A 24,523-nucleotide genomic window follows, 5' to 3' on the forward strand; every position below is an offset into this window, starting at 1 on the left:
TTCAAACGGGTTTTTTTATTTCCTAAACGCAACTAAAATTTTATGAAAAAACTAAAAATAGCGGTACAAAAATCTGGGCGACTTCACGACGAATCGCTGGCATTGCTCAAGGATTGCGGCGTTTATATAGACAATGGCCGCGACCAGTTAAAGGCCTCGGCCACTAATTTCCCTTTGGAAATCTATTACTTGCGCAACGGCGATATTCCTCAGTATCTAAAGGATGGCGTGGTGGACTGTGCCATTATTGGTGAAAATCTTTTGGTTGAAAAAGGCGAAGAGATTTCTATAGCCAGTCGTTTGGGGTTTTCAAAATGCAGGGTTTCCCTCGCGGTTCCCAAGACTTTTAGATATAATTCCATAGAAGATTTCAAAGGAAAGCGAATTGCAACAAGCTACCCTGAAACCACCCGAAATTATTTGAAAGAAAAGGGAATTGAAGCCGAACTTCATATTATTAACGGCAGCGTGGAGATTGCGCCCAACATTGGTCTGGCAGATGCCATTTGCGATATTGTGAGCAGCGGCAGCACCCTTTTCAAAAATAATTTAAAGGAAGTGGAAGTCATTTTAAAAAGCGAAGCCGTGCTTGCAGTTTCACCCACAATTTCCCAAGACGCCAACAAAATTCTCGACAAAATTTGTTTTAGGATACAGTCCGTTTTACAAGGCCGCGATTCGCGCTATGTATTGCTAAATGCGCCCAATGAAAAAATAGCGGAAATTATAAAAATCCTTCCCGGAATGAAGAGCCCAACCCTGCTTCCCCTTGCTGAAGAGGGCTGGAGCAGCATCCATTCCGTAGTAAACCGCGATGCTTTTTGGGAAGTAATCGAGGAACTGAAAGCCGCCGGCGCCGAAGGAATATTGGTTTGCCCTATTGAAAAAATGATACTTTGAGCGATGAGCTATGAGTTATGAGTTGAATCTTGAAGAAAGAAAATTAAACATTAAATCTGTAACCTAAGCGTAGTCGAAGTGTTAAATCTTGAATTTTGAATTTTGAATCTTGAATCTTGAATCTGAAGCAATGAAAAAAATATACAATCCCAAGCCCGAAACCTGGAGCGAATTATTAAAACGCCCCACCCAAACCATTTCAGATATTGAAGCGACGGTAAACGACATTTTTTCTGAAATAAAATTGAAAGGCGATAGCTCCGTGAAAAAATACACCCAACTTTTTGATGGTATATCATTGGAGGACCTGTCGGTTTCAGCGGAAGAAATATCCGCTGCGGAAAAAAATGTTTCCGAAGAATTGAAAGAAGCCATCAATCTCGCGAAAGCAAACATCGAAAAATTCCACCGTGCCCAAAAAACAGAACGAATAGCCGTCGAGACTACCGAAGGCGTAAGCTGTTGGCAGGAGAAAAGGGCTATCCAAAAAGTTGGACTCTACATTCCGGGCGGTTCGGCGCCGCTGTTTTCAACGGTTTTAATGCTGGCTATCCCAGCAAATATCGCAGGCTGTAGGGAAATTGTATTGTGTACACCTCCCGATAAAAAGGGCAAGATTAACCCAGCCATTCTCTATACGGCAAAACTTTGCGGAGTAACCAAAATTTTTAAAATCGGTGGCATCCAAGCTATTGGCGCTATGACCTTCGGCACCGCAAGCGTACCTTCAGTTTATAAATTATTCGGGCCGGGCAATCAGTTTGTGACCGTTGCCAAACAAATTGCCACCAAACACGGCGTGGCAATAGATATGCCCGCGGGCCCTTCGGAATTGTTGGTGTTTGCCGATGATACCGCCAACGCTTCCTTTGTAGCTTCCGATTTGTTATCGCAGGCGGAGCACGGTGCTGATAGCCAGGTTGTTTTGGTAACTACTTCGGAAAAGCTGCTCATTTCCGTAGAAAAAGAAGTGGAAAAGCAGCTGGCGTCGCTTCCCCGCAAATTAATTGCTGAAAAAGCAATCGAAAATTCAAAACTTATTTTGGTGGAAAACAATACCCAAGCCATCAACCTTATCAATGAATACGGCCCGGAACACTTTATTGTGGTTTCAAAGGAAGAAGATTTTTTCGTTGAAAACATCCAAAATGCAGGCTCGGTCTTTATTGGCAATTATACGCCCGAAAGCGCGGGCGATTACGCTTCCGGGACAAATCACACTTTACCAACCAATGGTTACGCAAAGCAGTACAGCGGTGTAAATCTTAACAGTTTTTTGAAGAGCATGACCTTTCAGAAAATTTCAGCAAAGGGAATCCAAAATATCGGCAAAGCGATAGAAATCTTGGCAGAAGCCGAAGGCTTACAGGCCCACAAAAATGCTGTGACTTTGCGGTTGGAGCGTTTAAAAAATAAAACCGATGAATAAAGATTTTAATATAAAGAGCCTTATCCGCCCAAACGTGGCGAAAATGCAGCCATACAGCTCGGCACGTGATGAATTCAAGGATTTTGATAGCGAAATGGTTTTTCTCGACGCCAATGAAAATCCATTCGAAACTGATGTAAACCGTTATCCCGACCCGCAACAGCGAAGGCTGAAAGAAATTTTTTCAAAACAAAAAAACATTCCTGCCAATCAAATTTTATTGGGAAATGGCAGCGATGAAGTGCTCGATTTGATTTTCCGGGCCTTTTGCGAACCTGCCAAGGACAATATAATCACCTTGCCGCCAACCTATGGAATGTACGGGGTTTTGGCGAATTTGAACGATATTGAAAACAGGGAAGTGCTTCTGGACGATGAATTTCAGCTGGATTTGGACGAAATTTCAAGAACGATGGATACTCGTACAAAACTCTTGTTCATCTGCTCGCCCAACAATCCCACGGGAAATTTGATTTCTTCCGAAAAAATAACCCGCTTGCTCAACAATTTCAAGGGCTTGGTGGTTATTGACGAAGCTTATATCGATTTTGCACCGCAGGAAAGTTGGATTTCAAAATTGAACGAGTTTTCAAATTTGATTGTCACGCAGACCTTGTCGAAAGCATACGGCATGGCGGGAATCCGTTTGGGATTATGCTTTGCTTCCGCGGAAATCATTTCGGTTTTAAACAAAATCAAACCACCGTACAACGTCAACATACTCAGCCAACTTCGCGCAATGGACCATCTTCAAAATGTTCAAAATTTTAATGATAATGTGTCCTTGCTTAAAGCGGAAAAGGAGGTTTTGCTTAAAGCTTTGGTTGAAGTCAATTTTATCCAAAAAATATATCCCACCGATGCCAATTTTATCCTTTTAAAAGTGGACAATGCAAAAAAGCGCTACCTACAATTATTGGAAAAGGGCATTGTGGTTCGCAATAGAAGTTCGCAACCGCTTTGTGAAAATACGTTGCGGATAACCATTGGAACGCCTTCCGAAAACAAAAAATTAATAGCCACCCTAAAGGAATTGCAAAAATGAAAAAACGCGTATTGTTTATAGACCGCGACGGCACCATCATTAAAGAAACCGTGGACGAGCAGATTGACGCCTTTGATAAAATGATTTTTTACCCAAAAGTGTTTACTTATCTCGGAAAAATCGCAAAGGAACTCGATTTCGAATTGGTGATGATAACCAATCAAGACGGTTTGGGGACGGATGCTTTTCCCGAGGAAACGTTTTGGCCCGTGCATAATTTTATATTGAAAGCTTTTGAAAATGAAGGCGTTATTTTTAGTGAGGTTTTAATTGACCGCACATTTCCGCACGAAAAAGCTGACACGCGCAAACCGGGGATTGGGCTGCTTAAAAAGTATTTTTCCGAAGAATATGACCTTCAAAATTCCTTTGTGATTGGCGATAGGCTTACGGATATGGAATTGGCCAAAAATCTCGATGCCAAAGGAATTTTTATAAATGATGATACCAATTTGGGCACTTCCGAAATTTCATTAAAAGCTGAAGAGCTTCAAAAGTACATCGCTTTGGAAACCAACGATTGGCAGAAAATTTATGAGTTTTTAAAACTGAAGCAACGCGTTTCCGAAATCCATCGCAAAACAAACGAAACCGATATTTCCATAAAACTGAATTTAGACGGCACGGGCAAAAGTGCGATAAACACGGGAATTGCCTTTTTTGACCATATGTTGGACCAATTGGCGCGCCACGGGCAAATGGATTTGGAAATCACCGTAAAAGGCGATTTGGAAGTGGATGAGCACCACACCATCGAGGACACCGCCATTGGCTTGGGTGAAGTTTTCCACCAAGCCCTCGGCGATAAATTGGGGATGGAGCGTTACGGCTTCTGTTTGCCAATGGACGACTGTTTGGCGCAGGTTGCCATTGACTTCGGTGGTAGAAATTGGCTGGTCTGGGATGCGGAATTTAAACGTGAAATGATAGGAAAAATGCCCTCGGAAATGTTTCAGCATTTCTTTAAAAGCTTTACCGATGGCGCCAAGGCAAATCTCAATATTAAAGCCGAAGGCAACAATGAACACCACAAAATTGAAGCAATTTTTAAGGCATTCGCAAAGGCAATAAAAATGGCGGTAAAGCGCGATGCGGAAAAAATGATTTTGCCATCAACTAAAGGTCTACTTTAATGAAAATTGTAATAATTAATTATGGAGCGGGGAATATCCAAAGCATCAAATTTGCTTTGAAACGCTTGGGCATGGAAGCAATTTTAAGTGATAACGAAGCTGAAATTCGAACTGCTGATAAAGTAATTTTCCCCGGCGTAGGCGAGGCGAGTAGTGCGATGCAAAAACTGAAATCGTCGGGTTTGGACAAAGTAATTCCCACTTTAAAACAGCCTGTTTTAGGGATTTGTTTGGGGATGCAGTTGCTCTGCAATTCCTCGAAAGAAGGAAATACCAAAGGCTTGGGAGTTTTTGATATGGATGTCATTAAATTTTCGAACAATGTGAAAGTGCCACAAATAGGGTGGAACCAGATTTCCAATTTAAAATCCGGCTTGTTTGAGGGTATTTCAGAAAACGAGTTTATGTATTTGGTGCATAGCTATTATGCGCCTTTGTGTAAAGAAACTATTGCAATTTCAGAATACGGGATTCAATACGCGTCGGCCTTACAAAAGGATAATTTTTACGGCGTACAATTTCATCCAGAAAAAAGCAGCACCGCAGGCGAACAAATACTTAAAAACTTTATAAATCTAAAACCTAACGTCTAACATCTCACGTCTAACATCTAATATCTAACATCTAATAATGAGAATAATACCAGCAATAGACATAATGGATGGCAAGTGCGTCCGTCTTTCAAAGGGCGATTACAGCACGAAAAAGATTTATAACGAAAATCCGCTTGAGGTCGCCAAACAATTCGAAGCACACGGAATAAAATATTTACACTTGGTAGATTTGGACGGCGCGAAAAGCAAGCATATCGTAAATCATAAGATTTTGGAAGCAATAGCTTCACAGACCTCTTTGATAATTGATTTTGGTGGCGGGTTAAAAACCGATGAAGATTTGCGGATTGCCTTTGAATGTGGCGCAAACCAAATCACTGGCGGCAGTATTGCGGTGAAAAACCTTGAAATTTTCAAATCTTGGTTGGACAAATTCGGGAGTGAAAAAATAATTCTGGGTGCCGATGCAAAGGATGAAAAAGTAGCAATCAGCGGATGGACAGAGGATTCCGCTTTGGAATTGATTCCTTTTATACAGAAATATATTGAAGAAGGTATTAGATACGTAATTTGTACAGACATCAGCAAAGATGGGATGTTGCAGGGTCCATCCTTTGATTTATATAAAAAAATACTCGACGAATGTCAGTCTGTTAAAGCGCTCCCGATAGCTATCGGGACGAAACCTAATGGAAACGAAATGAAACTAATTGCCTCAGGTGGAATTTCAACATTTGATGAACTTCCAAAACTCGCTAAAATAGGCTGCGAAGGAGTAATAGTTGGTAAAGCGATTTACGAAAACCGAATAAGTTTAAAACAACTCGAAAACTATATTTTAAATGCTTTGTAAACGAATCATACCCTGTCTCGATATTAAAAACGGAAGAACGGTAAAAGGCATCAACTTCCTAAATTTGCGCGATGCCGGCGACCCTGTGGAACTGGCGAAATTCTATTCCGAAAACGGAGCGGACGAACTGGTTTTTCTGGATATTTCAGCAACCGAGGAGCGCAGAAAAACCTTGGCAGAATTGGTTTTAAAAGTCGCAGCGACCATTAATATCCCGTTTACCGTTGGCGGCGGAATTTCTTCCGTGGAAGATGTGGAAATACTATTGAATAACGGGGCTGATAAGATTTCAATAAATTCTTCGGCAGTAAAAAATCCGCAATTGATAAATGATTTGGCTTCAAAATTTGGTTCGCAGTGTATCGTGGTAGCCATTGATGCAAAACAGATTGACGGCCATTGGAAAGTGCATTTGGTAGGAGGGAAGGTCCCTACCGAACTCGATTTGTTTGCGTGGGCCAAGGAAGTGGAACAGCGCGGGGCGGGCGAGATTCTCTTTACCTCCATGGACCACGACGGCACCAAAAACGGTTTTGCGAACAAAGCTTTGGCTAAACTTTCAACCGAACTCAATATTCCGATAATTGCTTCGGGGGGTGCGGGAACAATCCAACATTTTTCAGATGCCTTTATTGAAGGGAAAGCCGATGCGGCCTTGGCTGCTAGTGTATTTCACTTTAAGGAAATAGCTGTGGATGATTTAAAAAAAGAATTGAAAATTCAGGGCGTACCTGTTAGACTTTAACGATATGAAAATAGATTTTAAAAAATACAACGATGGTCTTGTACCAGCGATAATTCAAGATGTTTTAACAAGCAAAGTGCTGATGCTGGGCTATATGAATGAGGAAGCGTTTCTGAAAACCAATCAATCAAAACAGGTTACTTTTTTCAGCAGAAGCAAACAACGGCTTTGGACCAAAGGAGAGGAGAGCGGGAATTTTCTTAATCTGGTTTCCATTGCGGTAGATTGCGATAACGATGCGCTGCTAATAAAAGTGAATCCCACGGGACCCGTTTGCCACAAAGGAACCGATACTTGTTGGGCAGAAGAAAATGTTTCTGACTTTGGATTTCTTACAAACTTGGAAAAAATCATTCAAAATAGAAGGGACAATCCTGAAAACGAGGCGTCTTATATTTCTTCCCTTTTTAAAAAAGGCATCAATAAAATTGCCCAAAAAGTAGGCGAGGAGGCCGTGGAAATGGTTATTGAGGCCAAGGACAACAACGACGACCTCTTTTTAAATGAAAGTGCAGACCTGCTTTTTCATTATGTGATTTTACTTCAGGCAAAGGGCTTTACGCTTTGGGATATAGATAAAATACTTCGGGAGCGCCATAATTCGAAATAGTTTTTATACTTTTTCCCTACCTTTAAAAACACAATTTGCTTCCCTATGGCCGCCAAAAGAAGAAAAAAACCGCAACCCACCAAAATTCAACCGAAAAGAGCCCGAAATCTATCTCCGGGAACCGTTGCCTATACGGGAAAGAAAACCACCACGGTTACCGAACTGGACATCATAGATTACTCCAAGGAACACTACCAACGGTTTGAAACCAATAACATACAGGAGGCTTTTAATTATGAGGATTCCACAAATATTACGTGGATAAACGTGAACGGCTTGAGCAATACCGATGACATTGTGACGCTAGGAACCCATTTTGAGCTCCATCCGCTTATACAGGAAGATATTGTAAGCACCTATCAACGCCCCAAGATTGATGAGTACGAGGAATACCTGTTTATCGTTTTTAAAATGTTGCATTACGATAATGAACAGTTGACAACCGAGCATATCAGTTTGGTGATGGGCAAGGATTACGTGCTTACTTTCCAGGAAGCTGAGGGGGACGTGTTTGGCGATTTAAGGGAACGGTTGGAGCACGGAAAGGGAAGGATTCGGGGGTTGGGCTCTGATTACCTAATGTTTGCCATTATGGATGCGGTGGTGGACAACTACTTCACCGTTATTGAATTTTTGAGCAATAAGGTAGAAATACTTGAGGATAAACTTTTTGATGACAAGGACGATGAAAACATAACCGAGGAAATCCAAGAACTAAAAAAGGAAATCTTAAAAATCCGAAAGGCGGTCATTCCCTTGCGGGAGGTTATAAACCGTTTGGAAAAAATAGACACCACCTTGATTGAGGAACGCACTAACAAATACATCCGCGATTTATACGACCATATTATTCAGGTAAACGAAAGTGTTGAAATTTACCGCGATATGATCTGGGGCTTGATGGATATGTATATGACCACCATCAGCAACAAGATGAACGAGGTGATGAAGGTCTTGACAATTATGGCCTCCATTTTCATTCCGCTTACCTTTATGGCGGGTATTTACGGGATGAATTTTGACCATATGCCCGAGCTTCATTTTCGGTATGGATATTACTACCTATGGGGCGCCATGATCCTGGTGTTCCTGGGCTTGCTGTGGTATTTCAAAAGGAAGAAGTGGTTGTAGCCACAACCAATTATTTTATAACTTGTTTTTCCAACTAAACATTCGGGTAATGAAAATAGTACCTTCGGACAATAATTGAGGTATTTCGGATAAGTTCAATCCTTTGATTCACCGTATTTCCGTATCTTAATACATAATTTAGGAGCGGTGTGGTCCATTTTAAAAACCAAAATTAAGTGCGACCCAAAAACACCAACCAGAATTGGCATTCTCAAATATAAATTTCTTTAATAATCATACTACTCATAAAATCAAGAAACCATGAAAGTAAAAAACATTAAGGCATACGGAACCGAGTCTGCCGTTGCCGATTTAAAACAAATGAACATCAACCGAAGGGAAGTAACATCCAAAGATGTAGAAATAGATATTCTATTTTGTGGCGTCTGTCATTCCGATTTGCATTTTGCCCGCAACGATTGGGGCATGACGCAATACCCAGTGGTGCCCGGACACGAAATTGTGGGCAGGGTAACCCAGGTGGGGGCTGGAGTGTCAAAGTATAAAGTAGGCGATTTGGTAGCTGTGGGCTGTTTGGTAGATTCCTGTAAAAGCTGTGACAATTGCAAAGCCGATTTGGAGCAATATTGCCCGGAATGGGTGGGAACTTATGGTGGCTATGACAAACATTTAGAGACCACCACGCATGGGGGCTATTCCGAAAACATTGTTGTGGATGAAGAATTCGTGTTGCGGGTACCGGAAAATTTAGACCAGGCAGGGGTTGCACCTGTGCTCTGCGCAGGTATTACCACCTGGTCGCCACTGCGCCATTGGAATGTTGGCAAAGATAGTAGGGTAGCGGTAGTGGGCCTTGGCGGATTGGGCCATATGGCCATAAAACTGGCACATGCTCTTGGCGCACACGTAACCTTATTTTCAAGATCGGCCAATAAAACGGAAGATGCCAAAGCATTGGGAGCAGATGAGGTTATTATATCTACGGACGAAGCCCAAATGGAAAAGGCCGTGGGACGTTTTGACCTCATTATCGACACGGTTCCGTATGCACACGATTTAAATCCGTATGTAAGTACGTTAACTATTAGCGGCACCTTGGTAGTAGTCGGCTATTTAGGCCCTTTGGACCCAATGTTGGTTACGGTACCTTTGATTATGGGGCGCAAATCTGTGGCAGGCTCGCTAATTGGCGGAATTGCAGAAACACAGGAGTTATTGGATTTCTGTGGAAAACACAATATTACCTCCGATATAGAGGTCATTAAAATACAGGATATCAATAATGCCTACGAACGTATGTTAAAGAGTGATGTTAAATACCGCTTTGTAATTGATATGAAATCGCTTAAGAAATAATAAGCAGGCAATTTTCAGGAATTAAGGAATCATCTGTTGTTATGGCAGGTGATTTTTTTTTTGAGTATGCAGCCGCAGATCTTAATTAACTTGAACTTGTTTAGACCTAAAATTGCAACCCGACATTTCCCTAATTTTTAAATGTGTTGTTCGAACCTTGTTCGAGTGTTGTTCAGGTTATGCTCGAAAAATGGGGCGTTTTTCCGAACAAGCTTCGAACAAATATGGTATCAGGCTCGAAGAACGGGGTTTTAATGGGCATTTTTTATGGCAATGTCACGTTCGCCGAACTGGCGGTTTATTTTTAAACAAATCTACATGTTGGTAAAGGGCTTGTTGGCATTTTGCTTTTTGGCGGTATTCCTATTTCAGGAATTCCTCACTCATTCCATAATCTCGTTCTTGGTTTTTCTACTTTTTAGAGGTCAGTTTTCGAGTTACTGGAGTGATATTAAACCACAATTAATTACTATCTTTAATTTTATTAATAACTGCTGGAAAAAATTAAGCAAACTACTAACATAAGTATTATAGTCATGAAAATCAACCCCTTTTTATTCGTTCTATCTCTGCTTCTAATAATGGCTTGTGGCTCTAAAAAAGAAGTAAACAGCAGCGAGCAACTTTATGGTACTACTTGGCAATTGGAATATATGTCTGGACCTCGTATCGCTTTTGACGGACTATTTCCGAATAAAAAACCAGAGATCACATTTAACAAAGCGACTTCCGAAGTTACCGGAAATAATAGCTGTAACGGTTATTCCGCCAAATACACCTTGAACGGCAAATCCATTTCCTTTGGCGAACCGGGGCCGACAACCATGATGTACTGTGGCGAGGGCGAACCGCAATTTCTGAATATGATGAAAAAAATAAACGGCTACAGTTTTGATGCAGATGGAAAACTGAACTTAATGATAGGGGAGGTGCCAATGATGCGTTTCAAAAAAGTAGAAAAATCTTCTGCCGATAATTTAGAAATGGCCAATGGGAAACCGGTCAATACCAAATCTTCTTATTTTATTGCAAGTGGCACGGAACCCTTCTGGAGTTTGGAGTTTAATGCCGAATTTATAGTCTATAAAACACCTACCGATTCCCTTAAATTTCCTCATACAAATCCAATCATTGCCCAAGATGGTAATGTGAAACGTTATGATTTGGAGTCGGAATTTGGTAAAATGATCATCCAGATTTCGCAAACGGCATGTACCAATGCCATGTCCGGAAAAGTATCGCCATATTCCGTGACTATTGAATTTAAAAAAGAAACCGATACAGATTTTCAGAAATTTGAAGGTTGCGGCCACTATATTACTGATTATCGTTTGCACGACACTTGGGTACTTGAAACCTTAAATGGCAAAACAATAAGCAAAGACGACTTTGCAAAAGAGTTTCCTACTATGGAAATTAATACCGCTGAAAATAAATTTATGGGTTTTGCAGGTTGCAACCGTATGAACGGAACCTTGTTTTTTGAGAAAGGCTTGCTTCGGTTTACCGAAATAGCCACAACGAAAATGATGTGCGAGCCATCCAACAAGGAAGCTGAATTTTTGAAGGCGTTGCAAAGCAGCACTACATATTCCATTGAAAATAACCGATTGACCCTGTCTAATCCCTTAGGTATTTTAACCGTATTTAAAAAAATTGACTAACACTTAATCCCTAAACTTATGAAACCTTCAAATTCAAACAATTCGCACATTATTTCAGCAAGTAAAAAATTAATATTGCTGACATTTGTTACTCTGGCCTTCTTCAGCTGTAAAAACAAGGAAGAAAAACCCAATGAAGTTATCGTTGAAGAAGAAACAGTAGTAGAAGAAGCTATGCCTTCTCTCGAAATAGGCTGTTATACCTACAATCAAAACGGCAATACGGTAAACTTGGAAATTACCAAGAATGATAATCCTGTAGAGGGTAATTTATCCTATGCTTTTGCCGAAAAGGACAAAAACACAGGAACCTTCACTGGTGAATTCAACGATCGCAAACTTATAGGAACCTATACTTTTCAATCTGAAGGGAAAGAAGGCAAGAGACAAGTTGCTTTTATGCTGAAAGACGGCCAATTGGTAGAAGGCTATGGCGAATTGAATGAAGACGGAACGCGACGTTTAAGGATGTGAATTCCATCAATTATTCTTCAACTATGCCATTGTCCAAAACGGATTGTAACCAATGAAGAGCACAGTGTTTGTTTGAAAACGGAAAGTCCTATTCCGAATTAAAGCAAAGCTGTTTGGACATAGCTGACCTAAACATAAAATTGAATCCGTTAAAAGATGGTACAATGGCCAAAGGAGATGCGGCATACGTGCTGTTCAACGATGACAGTACCGAGGCAGAGATTTTTCTTCCTAAGAAAAACAATGGTTTGGTATTGACCAAAACCAAGGAAGGCAATTGGACCAATAAAAACTATACCCTCATAAGTTGGAAAGGCTATGTACTTCAAGAAAATGGTACTGCAATTTTTGGAGGAGAATAATGGCTTAAAGTAAACCGAAAAAATTACAGCTGCCAGAAACTTGTTATCTCTTGTACGTATCAATATGCCTAAATTTATTTCAGATGGAGAAAGTAACCAAGCGAAAGAATATTATACGGTACCTGCTGATAGGAACGTTAGGGCTCATAGTTTTCCTTCTCTTGGCTATGTTTCTTATTCCCAGCATCTTTAATGATTTTATATCGCAAGAACTAAAAAAAGGAATCAACGAACAGTTAAAAACCGAATTGAAATTTAAGGAATCCGATATTTCGTTCTTCAAACATTTTCCCGCTTTGACCTTTTCATTTCAAGAGGTGCAACTGGCAGGTTCCGAGCCATTTTCAAACGAACCCTTACTTACCGCCAAGGAGCTCGGTTTTGGTTTAAAAATTTTTAAACTATTGTTTTCCAAAGAAATAGAAATTGATGAAACCTATTTAACCGATTGTAGCATTATCCTAAAAAAAGATAGGTCAGGAAATAACAATTATGATGTTTACCATAGGGTTGACTCCGTAGCTACCGAAAACGATTCTACTGCGCTGGGCCTAAATCTAAACCTTGACAAGCTAAAAATTAAAAATGCGAATGTCCTTTATCAAGACGAAAGCAGCGGTATAACAATCATCGCCAATAAACTTGATTACAGAGGCAAAGGAGGGATTGATGAGGGCGTATTGCAATTGGGTTCCAGATTGGAAATAGAAAGCATTGATGTAGTTTTTGACAACGTGGAATATCTTAAGGGAAAAAAATTAAGGGCCAAATCCTTTACGATATTCGACACAAAAAACCTCTCTATTAAACTGGACGACAACACTATTTCCTTAAACTCGCTAAATGTCAATTTTAATGGAACATTAGACGTTTTTAAGGATGGCCTCGCGTATGATTTTATTGTTAAAACCAAGGACGGAACCATTGAAAACGTAATAAGTGCCCTTCCGCCAAGTTTTACCGAATGGTCCAAGAAAATAGACCTAAAAGGCGATATGGCCGCCACCGTTTCTCTTAAAGGATACTCAGGGGTAGTACCAGACACCTTAAAAACAGATCGTACTCAAGTGGAAGTGGATATCAGTAATGGCAGAATAGCAAATAAAGAGACCACTGATGCCATAGAAAATTTGTTCGTGAAATTTAAGGGCTCAAGGGAAGATGGCATGCTGGACTTTAATCTGGAAAATATAAAATTCAAGTTTAAAAATGAAGAGACTACGGGAAAATTAATCCTGAGGGGTAAAGAAGATTCCCTATATATTAAATCCAACATACTAACGGATATTGATTTAACAAGTCTTAACCGGACCTTGCAATTGCCCGGCTATGAATTTAATGGTATTGTTGCATCAAACTGGTTTACAGAAGGTGTTTACCAGCCATCGGCTTCCAAATTTCCCAAAACCAATGGAAGCTTTAAATTAACCAACGGCTCTATTTTGACCCCAGGACATCCGGAGCCAATAAAAAACATCGATCTGGACGCAGTTGTTCAAAATCAAGGAAACTCCTATTCAGAATCTTCCCTGAGGATCAATGAACTAAGCTTTAGCTTTCTTGAAAACAATTTTACTGCGAAAGCATTTTTCAAAAATTTTGATTATCCCGAATATCAGATTAAAAGTGTTGGCACTATAGACTTTACCACACTCCATCAAGTAATAGATTTGCCTTTCCTTATCTCAAACGGATCATTAACGGCCAACATGAGCTTACAGGGACAGGTTTCCAATCCTGAAAATGAAGCCTCAAAAAACAACGTGCCTACGCTTAGTTCCGGCACACTGGATATTAAAAATATTGAAATCAAGACCGATTTGTTACAATACCCTATGTTGGTGTCTGAAGGTAAGTTTATGTTCCTAAACGAAAAAATGGCAATCTCCAAGCTAACTATTCAACATGGTAGCTCAAACCTATTGATGAATGGTTTTTTTAAAAATTATTTGGATTATGCGCTCTTGTCCAAAGGGGTTTTACGCGGGGACATAAAATTGAAATCTTCCTATATTGATGTTACGGAATTTTTTCCGAAGGAAGGATCACAAGCCAACCAATCAAAATCTAAAAAAGATAATACAGTAACTGCCAAACCAGTCAATGAAGCTGTTACGGGCGTAATGTTGGTGCCGAATGATCTGGATATGGTTTTTCAAGTAGAAGTGGATACCCTGCAATACAATAGCCTATTCATAACCTCGCTAACAGGTGTTTTGGGAATACAAAATGAAGGCTTGTTTTTGAAAAATAGCGATTTAAGGATGGTTGATGGCGCTGCCCATGTGGAGGGAATCTACCGACCAATAAATAGTCAAAAGGCATTTTTTTCGATGGAACTGAAAGCCACCCATCTCGATATTGAAAAGGGCTACCAAACCATTGAGCTGTTTAAGGAATTGGTTCCCGCGGCAGCAAAGGCTTCAGGCCGGGTTTCTGTAGATTATAAAATATCCGGAACCTTGGATAATAAAATGTTGCCTGTTTTACCATCGCTTGAAGGCAATGGAACATTGACGGCAGAGGATGTTCAATTTGAAGGTTATAAGCTTTTGGGCAAGCTATCCAAAGAATCCGGTTTTGAGGCATTGAATGACGCAGCGGTTTCTAAAATTGCGATCAACTCTTCCATAGACAACAATGTTTTAAATTTAGAGCAATTTAAATTTAAAGTGCGACCATTTCATCTAAAAACTGAAGGACAAACTACGCTGGACGGCAAACTTAATCTGAAAATACGCATTGGGTTGCCACCCTTTGGTATTATTGGAATCCCGGTTGTTATCACTGGTTCAGGTGATGACATGCATTTCAAGCTTGGAAAAAAAGCACCAGATTTAAAAGAACTGGCAGATGATGAAAAAGGTTATTCCGATCAGGAAATAGCGCGTATGAAGATGCTAAAGGATTCCATTCGTGAAGGTATGACGCTGGACGAAATAGATAAAATGCAGCGAAATATTGAAAATATAAATCTGGATTCCTTAAAAACCAAGAAGGTTGATACTTTAAGAACCCAATAAAAAAAATGTGGGCAAACGTTCTTTTGAATTTAAAAGAAGAGCTTTTGAAGTACAGTCCTAAGTTCAAAATCCTTGGTAAAACAATAGGGGAACATTCTTAAAAAGCAGAATCTATCAACCAACCACAAATGTGCGCGGCAATTTTATAATTCGACAAGCTCGGCATTGGCGACACGGCTAATTATAGCAACATAGCACAATTAGCGATAGCATCACAAAATAATATAAATGTTCTATAATTTATATTATGTAAAATAGATAATTTCACCACACACCTCAAAACAGCTGCTCACGTCCTTTTTACTTGTGATCCTCTCCTTTTTATAATAAACAAAATTTCGCAGATTTATAATCCTAATCCTTTATGCAACGGCACGATGCAAAATCCGTAACGGGCATAGATCCGCGCAAAAGCGTTTCATCATCTATCCGAAATATATAGACTATGGCCTCGTTATCTTCATGCGGCTTTTTTCGGGTAATGCTCCAATAATAACCTATTCTATTGTAGTCATAAAAATAAAAGTTATCCGTGTTATAAATTCTTTTCCCGGCCAAGGCTCCCTTAAAATTTGTGGTACCTCCTTTCACAAGGGCTTTAAACGATTCCTTGCCACTTTTTTCGCCAGTGTTCAGATCGCCCGCAGCACCGCCATAGGCGCGCGTCAATCTTTTCCAGTCAAAATCGTTTGGCAGTCTCCATCCGTCGCCCAATTTTTTACACGCTTCTATGGCGTCCCGAAAAGTATAAAGAGCCCCATTTTCCTTACAATTAAAGGGATCATTGCCGTAGCAAATGGCGTTAGCCGTTTTTACATCTACATTTTTTGCGGTCCATATCTGCCCTTCAATGGTAATGGTTTCGATACTTGGTTTAACGTCTTCATTAATTACTGTACTGCTGGTTGTCGCCTTCTCGTTGGTTTTGTCCTTTGTATTTCTTGTTGGATCCGTATCGGTGGCAGCGGTCCCTGTTGTTTGGATTTCGGGAGTATTTCCCTTTTCCGCTTGCAGTGAATCTGTTGGGACTTCAGCGGTTTTATTCTCAGAATTCTTATCAGCGTTATCTATTGAGGTAGAAAAAAATGCCACCAGCGATACTATAATCCCAATGCCCACGATAGCTCCAACTAATAGTGGCCAGCGGGTTTTTACCTTCTTTTTTGATTTCTGGGGATTTTGGATGTTTTGGGAAGCTATTGGGCTCTGTTTTTCACTTTCAGACAAGGTTTTCCCGGGGCCTACGCTTGTAAATGTTTTGGGTCCAGGTGCTTCTGTCTTTCCCTTTTTTGCTTCGGGCGGGTTTTCCGTGGCAACATCTGCCAATTTTAAAGCCACGGTATTATCTAAGTTCAGCGCTTTTATAAGTGTTTCAACGCCTATTTTATGGTCTTTTGAAAAATCGGCATACTGCAACCTTCGCAGCCTGAAAGGAATGTCGCACTCTTCCAATAATACGGGAACAACCGTTTTTTGTTCTTCCAAAGCATAGGAAACTTCGTCCATTACATTGTGTGATTTTACCGAAGCGCAAGAAAGTATGACCAAAAGGGTCTGTGATGCTTCCAGCGCTTTTTCAATGGAACTGTCCCAGCGATTGCCAGGCTTTATGTCCAATTGGTCCAACCAAATGTTTGCTCCGGCTTTCCGAAGGTTTTTGGCCAGATTGAGAACAAATTCTGAATCTGATCTGGAATAACTAAAAAAAATAGTGTTTGCTGAAGCCATTTTATAAATTGTTTAATTGTTTCTTTTTTGGCGTTCGGGGCTTCGTTATTTTAGTCACATAGCATATAGGTTTTCTCGAATATTTCCCTATCACAGGCGTATTTTTCACCGTTCACGCCAATCATTAGCCAGTCGCCCGCCTTCCCTTTCATCGTTCCCTCCATTGTCTCGACTTCAAAGGGTTCGTCAATTTGGACACATTTTATGGCGATGGGTTTTTTCTTGGCCGTCCTAAAATCCAACTCGGGATTTTCATTTTGAAGAAATTTCAGCATACCGTTTATTTTTGAATCAAATTACGATAAAAAATTAGTTCTTAGAAATTTAATAAACGGATCTTCGGGATTGTTGGTCTGCATTAAGCTCACGTAAGCATTGTAGGCATTGGAATGTATTGAAATCTTTTCGCGCAAGCCCGCCATTTTTGCCGCTCTTTTATAATTGTCCTTTGCGTTTTCAAATTCGCCTTTATAAAGAAATGCCTCGCCCAAAGTTGCAAGTTTCCAAAGACTCGGGAACGGATCCTTTGCCGTGGCTTCGTAGGCTTTGTCTGCATACGAGGCCATAGGACCCCGTTCTCCTTTCATCAAACTGAGAAAGGCCAGATTGATGGCGTGATAATATATTTGGGAATAATCATTTTTCGTTTCAGCAATTTTTAGGGCATCGCCGTAGTGTTTCAGTGCCATTCGGAGGTCTTCCGCCGAAAATGTCTTTAAATATTGGCGCTTATACCTCCCTCCCATTATTCCCAATAAGTTCGAATTGTCCTTTGCCTCTGGGTGCCCATTTAAAATTTTCATCGCCTCCACTTCCTTGCCCACACCTTCCAACGCATAAATCAGTTGTTCCAAACCCTTACCGTCAAGGGTTTTCAGCTTGGGAAGTAGCGATTTTATAACGGCATTGTATTCTCCCAATGCAATATTAACCTCCTCCGCATTCGAAAAAGTATTTAAAAACCCCTTGTTCGTCAAGGTTTTCAAAAGCAATTGGTAGCTATCGTCATTCGCATCGTCAATCTGGACTAGAGAAAAATGGTCTGCTTCTACAATCTCCTGAAATTCCTTCGGAAATGGGTCCAAGCTCGAAGATGTGGGAACGTATTTGTCTTTCGTGGCCGCAACGGTCTTAAAAGTGAAAGGATATCCGTTTTGAAACTTCCTGTCCCAATTATCCCTAAGCCTTTGCATATACGGACTTCGTTCTTTTAGTTCCTTTTCATCATTTCCGTAAGTGAAAAAGTTTTTTAGTTCAATTTCGGGCAGGCCGTTGCTCGGTGTTCCAAAGAAAAGTACGTGGCTGATTCTATCCAAATCTGCTGTTTCCAATTCCAATAGAGCCTGTTGCGCAACGATCCCTCCCAAATCGTGTGCAACAATGGCAATGCGCTTGTATTTGGAAAACTTGTTTTTGATTGAAGTGAGCAAAAAATCTGAATTGCGCTTAATGTCACTGGCACAGGCCCAAATGTTCTTCCCCATTTCTGGCACTACATTGCCGCTGTACCCTAACGGAAACATATCCCAACCGTCCATTTCTTCATTGGCCATTAGCAATTTCGGTGCTTCGGAAAAGGTGTTTTCGGCATCTCCGGAAAAACCGTGCACAAAAAGAATCGCACTGTTGGAGTTCTCGGTTTCCCTAAATTTTGTAACCGGTTCTTTTTTAATGGTTTCAGCAGCCTCTGCTATAGTTTCAATTTCATCATCAGCACCATTTTTTTCTAACAATTTCGGAGCAAAACTCACCACAAAATCCTCAAATATCTGAAGGTTTGCATACGGATTTTGGTCTGGATATATTTCGGGTACTTTCTTAAATAAGTATTGAACTACTTCAAAAATACGGACAAATGGGTCTTCGTCTTCACGTTTACTGTCTCCTCTTAAAACTTCAATCATACATTTGGTAAAAAGGCTGTTCTCCTCCCCTTCCAAAACAACGCTCAACTGTTCCGCTCGGCAGGCGGAAACGATGGTCATTCCGCGGCCATCATCTATGTTTTGCGCAAGGCCGTCCGCATTGGTATGTTTGGGCTGCGGTCCTGAAACGCCGGCGGTCATTCCCGCGGCGTGGCAACAGTCCAAGAAGAAGATCAATCTTCTGGATTTTAACTGTGAAAGCTTATATTTTATCTCTTCGGCTTTTATCCAAGTGGTTTTGTAATTATTTGGATCGTAATCATACGGGCAGAGGTGAAAATATTTTTGGTTTTCTGCCTCTGGTTTCTTCTTTGCCTCGTCCTTTATAAAGGTATTATCGCTATACATTCCGCCATGACCGGAATAAAAGAGCAATACGGAAGCGTTTTCATCGGTGTTCTCAAGCAAATCGTCAAAGGCTTTGAGGATGCCTTTGCGCGTTGCTTTTTTGCCCGTAAGGAGTTTCAGGTTTGATTTATAATAACTGCCCGTTTCCTTATTGCCCAATATCTCGTATAAGGCTTTGGCATCGTTCACGGTCTCCGGTAAATCCTCACTGCCTACCCCAATTAGTAGTGCATGGGCGTTCTTTAGCTTTGCCATTTTCTTGTTTTACTTAAAGTTTGAAGGGATAAAAAAAATTATTTCCAAAAATTCAGGATTTCTTCAAACTCTTTCGATTTCGTATAATCTTTGAATTGGGGGTCGTTCTTAAAAAATTTCCAATGATACAAGTGTCCACTGGCTGCGGCTTTCAACAAATGTTTATATAGTTCAGGTTTATTATCGGTTGCGGCGTAATATTGGCCAAGGGCATAATCCACTTCCCCGAATTGGTAATCTGCACGTAAGTTTTCCAAAGCAAGAATGGCCTTTTCTGCTTCGGAAATAGTTCCGGTTTTAAAATTACTGATGGCCAATTTTGCCAAAACCTCAATATTATCGGGTTCTTTAAGGTGAATCTCTTTTAAAGCTTTCTTCGCCCGGGCATACGCTTCCTTGTAAAACAAAGCATTCGCAAGCATTTTTGGATCCAAAGTTTCTTCCTTGGAATTGATTATCATATCGAAAAATTCATTGGCCTTTGGCCTGTCGCCCTTCAGCAAAAACTCTTTTCCCGCCTGTAGATAAAGTTCTTGAGCTTCCGCCGGGCTTGCCGTAATTTCAATTTTTCTCATAAATTGGTCCAGCGCCTCCATTTTGTTTCCCCGAACATAGGCTATGGCCAATGGCCTGTTCAATAATTTGGCTTCATCTTCCTTCTGTGCCTTTTCAATATTTTGAATTGCGGTTTCATACTTGCCCAATTCAATATCGGCGAACGCTTTCACATAAATGCGCTGGACGCAATAGACACAATTTTGCAGGCTCATACTGTCCATATTGACGGTTTTATATATGGCCCCCACATCTTCCGGTCTGTTGACGAACTGTAGGGCAATAACCATTGCGGTTTTATTTGTTATTAAATCGAAAGGAGCTATTTCGTATTCCTTTAATATTGTTTTATAGGCTATTCGATTGTCGCCTTTTAAAAGAGCTTCATACATGTTCAGCAAATTCAGTTGCCGCTTGTTTGAGTAGGAATCTGGTTTTATAAGATTTAACAGGGAATCTGCCTTTTTAAATTCCTTTTGATTGTAATAATGGGCAACGCGAAGCACTTTTGGCTCAAAATAGTTGGAATCTGCCGCTATGGCCTTATTAAGTAGTTCTATGTATTCTTTGTTGTCATTGCTGTTGCTGTACTTGGCCTCAAGCAGGTATTTATAGGCTTCATATTTGGGTGGTATTTCTTGGAGCATCAGCCCTTTTTTGTCTTCCGTTATAAAATATCCGGTGATGGATTCGTTAAGATCTTCGATGCACTGCAGGGGGTTTTCCGTGGCACATTCCGATGGTTTAAAGGAGATGAGGGTTTTGTTGGTTTTTCCGTCGGTAATCATTCCCTGGAAAAGCATTTTTCCGTTTTGGAGATAAAAATTTCCCGAAATGATTTTGCTGGGTTTCAGATACTTCTTGACTATCGTGCTTTCGTCATCATCGGTGCTTTTTCCCTTTAGACTGGTTTTATAGTCATCAATTAAATCTTGGGTGATTACCTGTGCCACCTGGTTTTCGGTAATTCCATGGATTATCCAGTCTGAAGCCATTTTGCTGACAATGTCATATTTTGGATCGCCGGTATTGTTGCCAAATCTTAACACAGCAATTTTATCGCTTTTTACTATTTTCGGAAGGGTTTCATCATTTTCTTGGGAAAAATTTTTGTTGACAATCAAAAAGACGGCGATTACGCAAAGCGAAGTAATGATCCCCAAAAAAGAAAAGTACATTTTCTGGAATGCTGTTTTTTTCTTTTGGCCTTTTTCATCATCGTCAATTTCAGCCTTTTGCATAGGGACGATTTTAAATTTCCAAAGGGAAAAGATGTAAATCGGAAAGCAGAGAAGCAAGACAATGATAAGAAAGGCAACAGACTTGTGCGGAAGCCCCAAAGGCTGCCACGTTACTGATAGTACCTGCAGGATCACCCAAGAAGATACCACATATATTGACAGCATTTTAAAGACTTCCTTTTCGTGGCATTGCTTAAAAAAGGAATTAAGCTTCATAATATTCGGTTAGTATTGCTAAAATACTCAAATTCAGATAGTCTTGAAGAATTTATTTCAATTAAAATTTAACCAATACTTTCTAAATGCGTATCTTTAGTTATTGTTTAACCATAATCTTTCAATTATGCCAACACCACCTAAAAAGAAGCCCGCTGCTCCAGCAAAACCCGCTAAACCAGCAGCGAAACCGAAACCAAAGGTAAAACCAAAACCAGGAGCGGATATTAATCCCGGTTAATAAAGTTGCCACTCGCTAAATTAAAACATTTAAAAATCTCTCTTCGGAGGGATTTTTTAATTGAAAGGGCCGGTCTTTCCATTATAAACCTTTGCAATAAGCCAGCTATATAGCGAGCCAACTGTATTATTAACATTTTCCTATACTTTAGAAACATGGTTTACACTTACTTTTGCCCAAAATCGTAATCAATGATCGTCTGGGGAATTTTTATTGCATTTATCATTTTATTCTTAGCGTTGGATCTGGGTGTTTTCAATCGCACACCACACGTAATCAAAACAAAGGAAGCTGCCATTTGGACCAGCATTTGGGTAACCATAGCGCTCGGGTTTTCGGGAGTTATTTATTGGCTATTCAAGAACGGACTTGTTGAAAACCCTACCGATTTGGCTCCAAATGTTGCAGTCCTTAAATATATTACGGGCTATTTAATAGAACTTTCCCTAAGTATTGACAATGTTTTTGTAATAGCCGTGATTTTTTCATCATTTGCCATTCCGCAGAAATACCAACACGAGGTTTTGTTTTGGGGAATCCTTGGAGCTATTGTTTTTAGGGCGTTAATGATATTTTTTGGCGTGGCCCTTATCAATAAGTTCGATTGGATTATTTATGTATTTGGAGCCTTTCTTTTGATAACTGCTTTTAGGATGTTGCTCCATAAAGAATCGGAGTTCGATCCAAAAAAATCAAAAATGTTTCGTTTTCTGAAGAAACTTTTCCCCATAAGCTATAAAATGGAAGGCGATAAGTTTTTTATAAAACGAATGGGCGTTCGTGCCGCTACCCCACTTTTTGTCGCCTTAATAATAATTGAGTTAACGGACATCCTCTTTGCGTTGGACAGTATTCCTGCAATCCTTGCAATTACTTCGGATCCGTTTATTGTCTTTAGTTCAAACATACTCGCCATTTTAGGACTTCGCTCTATGTATTTTTTAATATCGAGGATGCTTACCAAATTTAGATATATCAACTACAGTTTAGTGGTTATACTTGCTTTTGTAGGCGTAAAAATGATCCTCTCCCATACTGTTGAAATTCCCGAATGGCTATCGCTCGGCGTTATTGGCTTTTCGCTTGCGGCCGGAATTATAGCCTCCTTGCTTATCCCCGACCCTAACCCACAACCGGCAGAAGAAGATTAATTTCACAAAATCCTACTAAAAGTTTGGAATGGGTTTTTGGCTATCGTATCTTTAAAATTGCTAATTAAAATCAACAAAAGCATGAACATAAACTTTGAGTACCACGAGGTGGCAGCGAGCCCGAGATTAGAAGCATTTTTGGCTGAAAAACTTAACAAACTTGAAAATAAATATGACTCAATAGTAGGTGCAGATGTCTATTTTAAAAAGGAAAATAGCTCTAATCCAGAAAAAGGTAAAATCTGCAGTGTACGCTTAAGTATGCCCGGCGCCACCATTTTTGCAGAAACCTCCACCGCCTCATTTGAAGCCTCAGTGGCCAAGGTAATCACAGAACTTCGCTCACAACTTCAAAAACGCAAGGAAAAATTGAAAGCACACTAATTTTATGAAAAATATGGGAGTTATAGCACGAAACGACAAACAACTTACACTTATATACAGTAGTAATACACGCGTTGGAACGCATACGTTAAGCTATCTTACGGGAATTGATAAAAAATATCTGGCAATAGATCTGGCAAAAACCAAAGTATCTGACACCCAATGGGCCGAGATCGCGGATGCACTCGGAGTTAAAATTGGCGATTTGGTGGATAAAAGGCAGTTGGAAATTGACGATGAGAGCACGGCTAATTTTGGCTCAAACGATTGGCTGAAAATTATTCAGAAAAACGACTCCGTAATTTCACGACCTATTGCAATAAAGGGCAGGCATACCAAACAAATTGACAATCCTCCGGAAATCCTGGAATTTTTTGAAGTGGATTCCGCCGGGCTGGAACAAAGCCCTTCCAACGGGGCTGACCCCGACATTGAGAGAACCACGGAAAACGAAAACTTTATTGAAAAGGACGAATAACTATTCGTTCTTCTCGTTCTCTTCTACGCTTCCCAGCGGCTGAATTTCCGGTTTAATCTTCTTATATACTTGTAGCTGTTCGCGGGTAAGAATATCTTGCATGTCGTCCGTTTCAAGTTGCTGGAGCTGATAAAGCAGATCCAGTTTTTCCTTTCCGGAAAATTCAGCCTCAATTTTATGTTTTCGGATCAAAAATTCCTCAACCTTTTGCTGGAACAGTAGCTGCTCTTCTCCGGTTAAAGCAAGTTCGGGAATATAGCGATTGGTAATTTTGATGGCTTCCTTTTTTGCTTCGGGATTGGATTTTTGAAGAAATGGATCCTGGGGAAAAGCCGAAAAACCGATAAAGAGTATTAAAATTGAAATTAATTTTTTCATAGCTTTCAGATTTAAAAATTCTATTGAAATTACTCAATAAATTAGCTGAGGCCATTACTTTTAACTCACTTTAACGGGCATATTTTATGGAATTAACAATGTTGTAAGAAAGCGATTGGCGTGTTTTGTTATACAGCGATCTTTTGCTCTATTAGCGAAATGGCATCGTTTACATTTCGAAGTTTTTCCATATCGTCGTTTTTGAACTCAATATTGAAAACATCCTCAATATCTAAAATAATATCTACAAGATGGGCAGAATTTATGTTCAGCTCACGGGTTAAATCACTCTCGCGGTTTATTTCTTTTGCTGAAACATCTTGTGGCAAATAGGTTTTAATAATTGGTTCAAGAAGTGCGAAAATTTCTTCCGAAGTCATGCG

General features: G+C 40.1%; 23 protein-coding genes. 17 read left to right on the forward strand and 6 right to left on the reverse strand.

From position 1 onward, the window contains the following. Positions 1–42 precede the first annotated feature (42 nt). From hisG to POV26_RS02255, 14 genes are all read left to right on the forward strand, one after another. On the forward strand, positions 43–900 hold the full coding sequence (gene hisG / locus POV26_RS02190) for an ATP phosphoribosyltransferase (protein ID WP_272854854.1): 858 nt from the start codon (positions 43–45) through the stop codon (positions 898–900). A 130-nt stretch (positions 901–1,030) separates the two neighbouring features. After that, the gene (hisD, locus tag POV26_RS02195) at positions 1,031–2,329 is read left to right on the forward strand and encodes a histidinol dehydrogenase (RefSeq protein WP_272854855.1); all 1,299 of its coding nucleotides are present in this window, start codon (positions 1,031–1,033) and stop codon (positions 2,327–2,329) included. Next, a complete protein-coding gene (hisC, locus tag POV26_RS02200; protein WP_272854856.1) occupies positions 2,322–3,374 on the forward strand; it encodes a histidinol-phosphate transaminase in 1,053 nt (350 codons plus the stop codon). The genes hisD and hisC overlap by 8 nt, the downstream gene beginning before the upstream one ends. Continuing rightward, positions 3,371–4,507, forward strand: a complete 1,137-nt coding sequence (gene hisB / locus POV26_RS02205; protein ID WP_272854857.1) for a bifunctional histidinol-phosphatase/imidazoleglycerol-phosphate dehydratase HisB — start codon at positions 3,371–3,373, stop codon at positions 4,505–4,507. The genes hisC and hisB overlap by 4 nt, the downstream gene beginning before the upstream one ends. Further along, complete coding sequence (gene hisH, locus POV26_RS02210) at positions 4,507–5,100, forward strand: imidazole glycerol phosphate synthase subunit HisH (protein WP_272854858.1); 594 nt, start codon at positions 4,507–4,509, stop codon at positions 5,098–5,100. Before hisB ends, hisH begins: the two co-directional genes overlap by 1 nt. Positions 5,101–5,137: 37 nt before the next feature. Then, entirely contained in the window at positions 5,138–5,914 is a 777-nt protein-coding gene (hisA, locus tag POV26_RS02215) for a 1-(5-phosphoribosyl)-5-[(5-phosphoribosylamino)methylideneamino]imidazole-4-carboxamide isomerase (protein ID WP_272854859.1), read from the forward strand. Further along, entirely contained in the window at positions 5,904–6,659 is a 756-nt protein-coding gene (gene hisF, locus POV26_RS02220; RefSeq protein ID WP_272854860.1) for an imidazole glycerol phosphate synthase subunit HisF, read from the forward strand. The genes hisA and hisF overlap by 11 nt, the downstream gene beginning before the upstream one ends. A 4-nt stretch (positions 6,660–6,663) precedes the next feature. Continuing rightward, positions 6,664–7,269 (forward strand): bifunctional phosphoribosyl-AMP cyclohydrolase/phosphoribosyl-ATP diphosphatase HisIE, encoded by a 606-nt coding sequence (gene hisIE, locus POV26_RS02225; protein ID WP_272854861.1) that lies wholly within the window; start codon positions 6,664–6,666, stop codon positions 7,267–7,269. Between the two features lie 45 nt (positions 7,270–7,314). Continuing rightward, positions 7,315–8,400 (forward strand): magnesium/cobalt transporter CorA, encoded by a 1,086-nt coding sequence (gene corA, locus POV26_RS02230; protein WP_272854862.1) that lies wholly within the window; start codon positions 7,315–7,317, stop codon positions 8,398–8,400. Between the two features lie 261 nt (positions 8,401–8,661). Beyond that, on the forward strand, positions 8,662–9,717 hold the full coding sequence (locus tag POV26_RS02235) for an NAD(P)-dependent alcohol dehydrogenase (protein WP_272854863.1): 1,056 nt from the start codon (positions 8,662–8,664) through the stop codon (positions 9,715–9,717). A gap of 581 nt (positions 9,718–10,298) precedes the next feature. Further along, a complete protein-coding gene (locus tag POV26_RS02240; protein ID WP_272854864.1) occupies positions 10,299–11,381 on the forward strand; it encodes an META domain-containing protein in 1,083 nt (360 codons plus the stop codon). An 18-nt stretch (positions 11,382–11,399) separates the two neighbouring features. Next, a complete protein-coding gene (locus POV26_RS02245; RefSeq protein WP_272854865.1) occupies positions 11,400–11,855 on the forward strand; it encodes a CIA30 family protein in 456 nt (151 codons plus the stop codon). 113 nt (positions 11,856–11,968) lie between these two features. Next, entirely contained in the window at positions 11,969–12,217 is a 249-nt protein-coding gene (locus POV26_RS02250; protein ID WP_272854866.1) for a hypothetical protein, read from the forward strand. 83 nt (positions 12,218–12,300) lie between these two features. Beyond that, positions 12,301–15,240, forward strand: a complete 2,940-nt coding sequence (locus tag POV26_RS02255) for an AsmA-like C-terminal region-containing protein (RefSeq protein WP_272854867.1) — start codon at positions 12,301–12,303, stop codon at positions 15,238–15,240. A gap of 354 nt (positions 15,241–15,594) precedes the next feature. On the opposite strand, the gene POV26_RS02260 is transcribed toward POV26_RS02255, so the two are convergent. From POV26_RS02260 to POV26_RS02275, 4 genes are read right to left on the reverse strand one after another with little or no spacing between them, the layout of a single operon-like run. Next, positions 15,595–16,968 carry a TIR domain-containing protein gene (locus tag POV26_RS02260; protein WP_272854868.1) on the reverse strand — a complete coding sequence of 458 codons (1,374 nt, stop codon included), beginning with the start codon at positions 16,966–16,968 and terminating at the stop codon, positions 15,595–15,597. Positions 16,969–17,018: 50 nt separating this feature from the next. Beyond that, positions 17,019–17,243, reverse strand: a complete 225-nt coding sequence (locus POV26_RS02265; protein ID WP_272854869.1) for a hypothetical protein — start codon at positions 17,241–17,243, stop codon at positions 17,019–17,021. Positions 17,244–17,264: 21 nt separating this feature from the next. Further along, positions 17,265–19,496, reverse strand: coding sequence for a caspase family protein (locus POV26_RS02270; RefSeq protein ID WP_272854870.1), 2,232 nt, complete (start codon positions 19,494–19,496; stop codon positions 17,265–17,267). A gap of 38 nt (positions 19,497–19,534) precedes the next feature. Further along, positions 19,535–21,508 (reverse strand): tetratricopeptide repeat protein, encoded by a 1,974-nt coding sequence (locus POV26_RS02275; RefSeq protein ID WP_272854871.1) that lies wholly within the window; start codon positions 21,506–21,508, stop codon positions 19,535–19,537. A gap of 432 nt (positions 21,509–21,940) precedes the next feature. On the opposite strand from POV26_RS02275, the gene POV26_RS02280 reads away from it, so the two are divergent. From POV26_RS02280 to POV26_RS02290, 3 genes are all read left to right on the forward strand, one after another. Next, positions 21,941–22,900, forward strand: coding sequence for a TerC family protein (locus POV26_RS02280; protein WP_272854872.1), 960 nt, complete (start codon positions 21,941–21,943; stop codon positions 22,898–22,900). Between the two features lie 81 nt (positions 22,901–22,981). Next, positions 22,982–23,284 carry a ribosome hibernation-promoting factor, HPF/YfiA family gene (gene hpf / locus POV26_RS02285; RefSeq protein WP_272854873.1) on the forward strand — a complete coding sequence of 101 codons (303 nt, stop codon included), beginning with the start codon at positions 22,982–22,984 and terminating at the stop codon, positions 23,282–23,284. Between the two features lie 13 nt (positions 23,285–23,297). Next, positions 23,298–23,762 (forward strand): arsenate reductase family protein, encoded by a 465-nt coding sequence (locus POV26_RS02290; protein WP_272854874.1) that lies wholly within the window; start codon positions 23,298–23,300, stop codon positions 23,760–23,762. Here POV26_RS02290 and POV26_RS02295 read toward each other — a convergent pair whose 3' ends face one another. Then, entirely contained in the window at positions 23,763–24,140 is a 378-nt protein-coding gene (locus POV26_RS02295) for a hypothetical protein (RefSeq protein WP_272854875.1), read from the reverse strand. A gap of 128 nt (positions 24,141–24,268) precedes the next feature. Continuing rightward, positions 24,269–24,520 (reverse strand): acyl carrier protein, encoded by a 252-nt coding sequence (locus POV26_RS02300; protein ID WP_272854876.1) that lies wholly within the window; start codon positions 24,518–24,520, stop codon positions 24,269–24,271. Positions 24,521–24,523: the final 3 nt, after the last annotated feature.

This window comes from Aequorivita todarodis (assembly GCF_028561335.1).
In the GTDB taxonomy this organism is placed as follows: Bacteria; Bacteroidota; Bacteroidia; order Flavobacteriales; family Flavobacteriaceae; genus Aequorivita; species Aequorivita todarodis.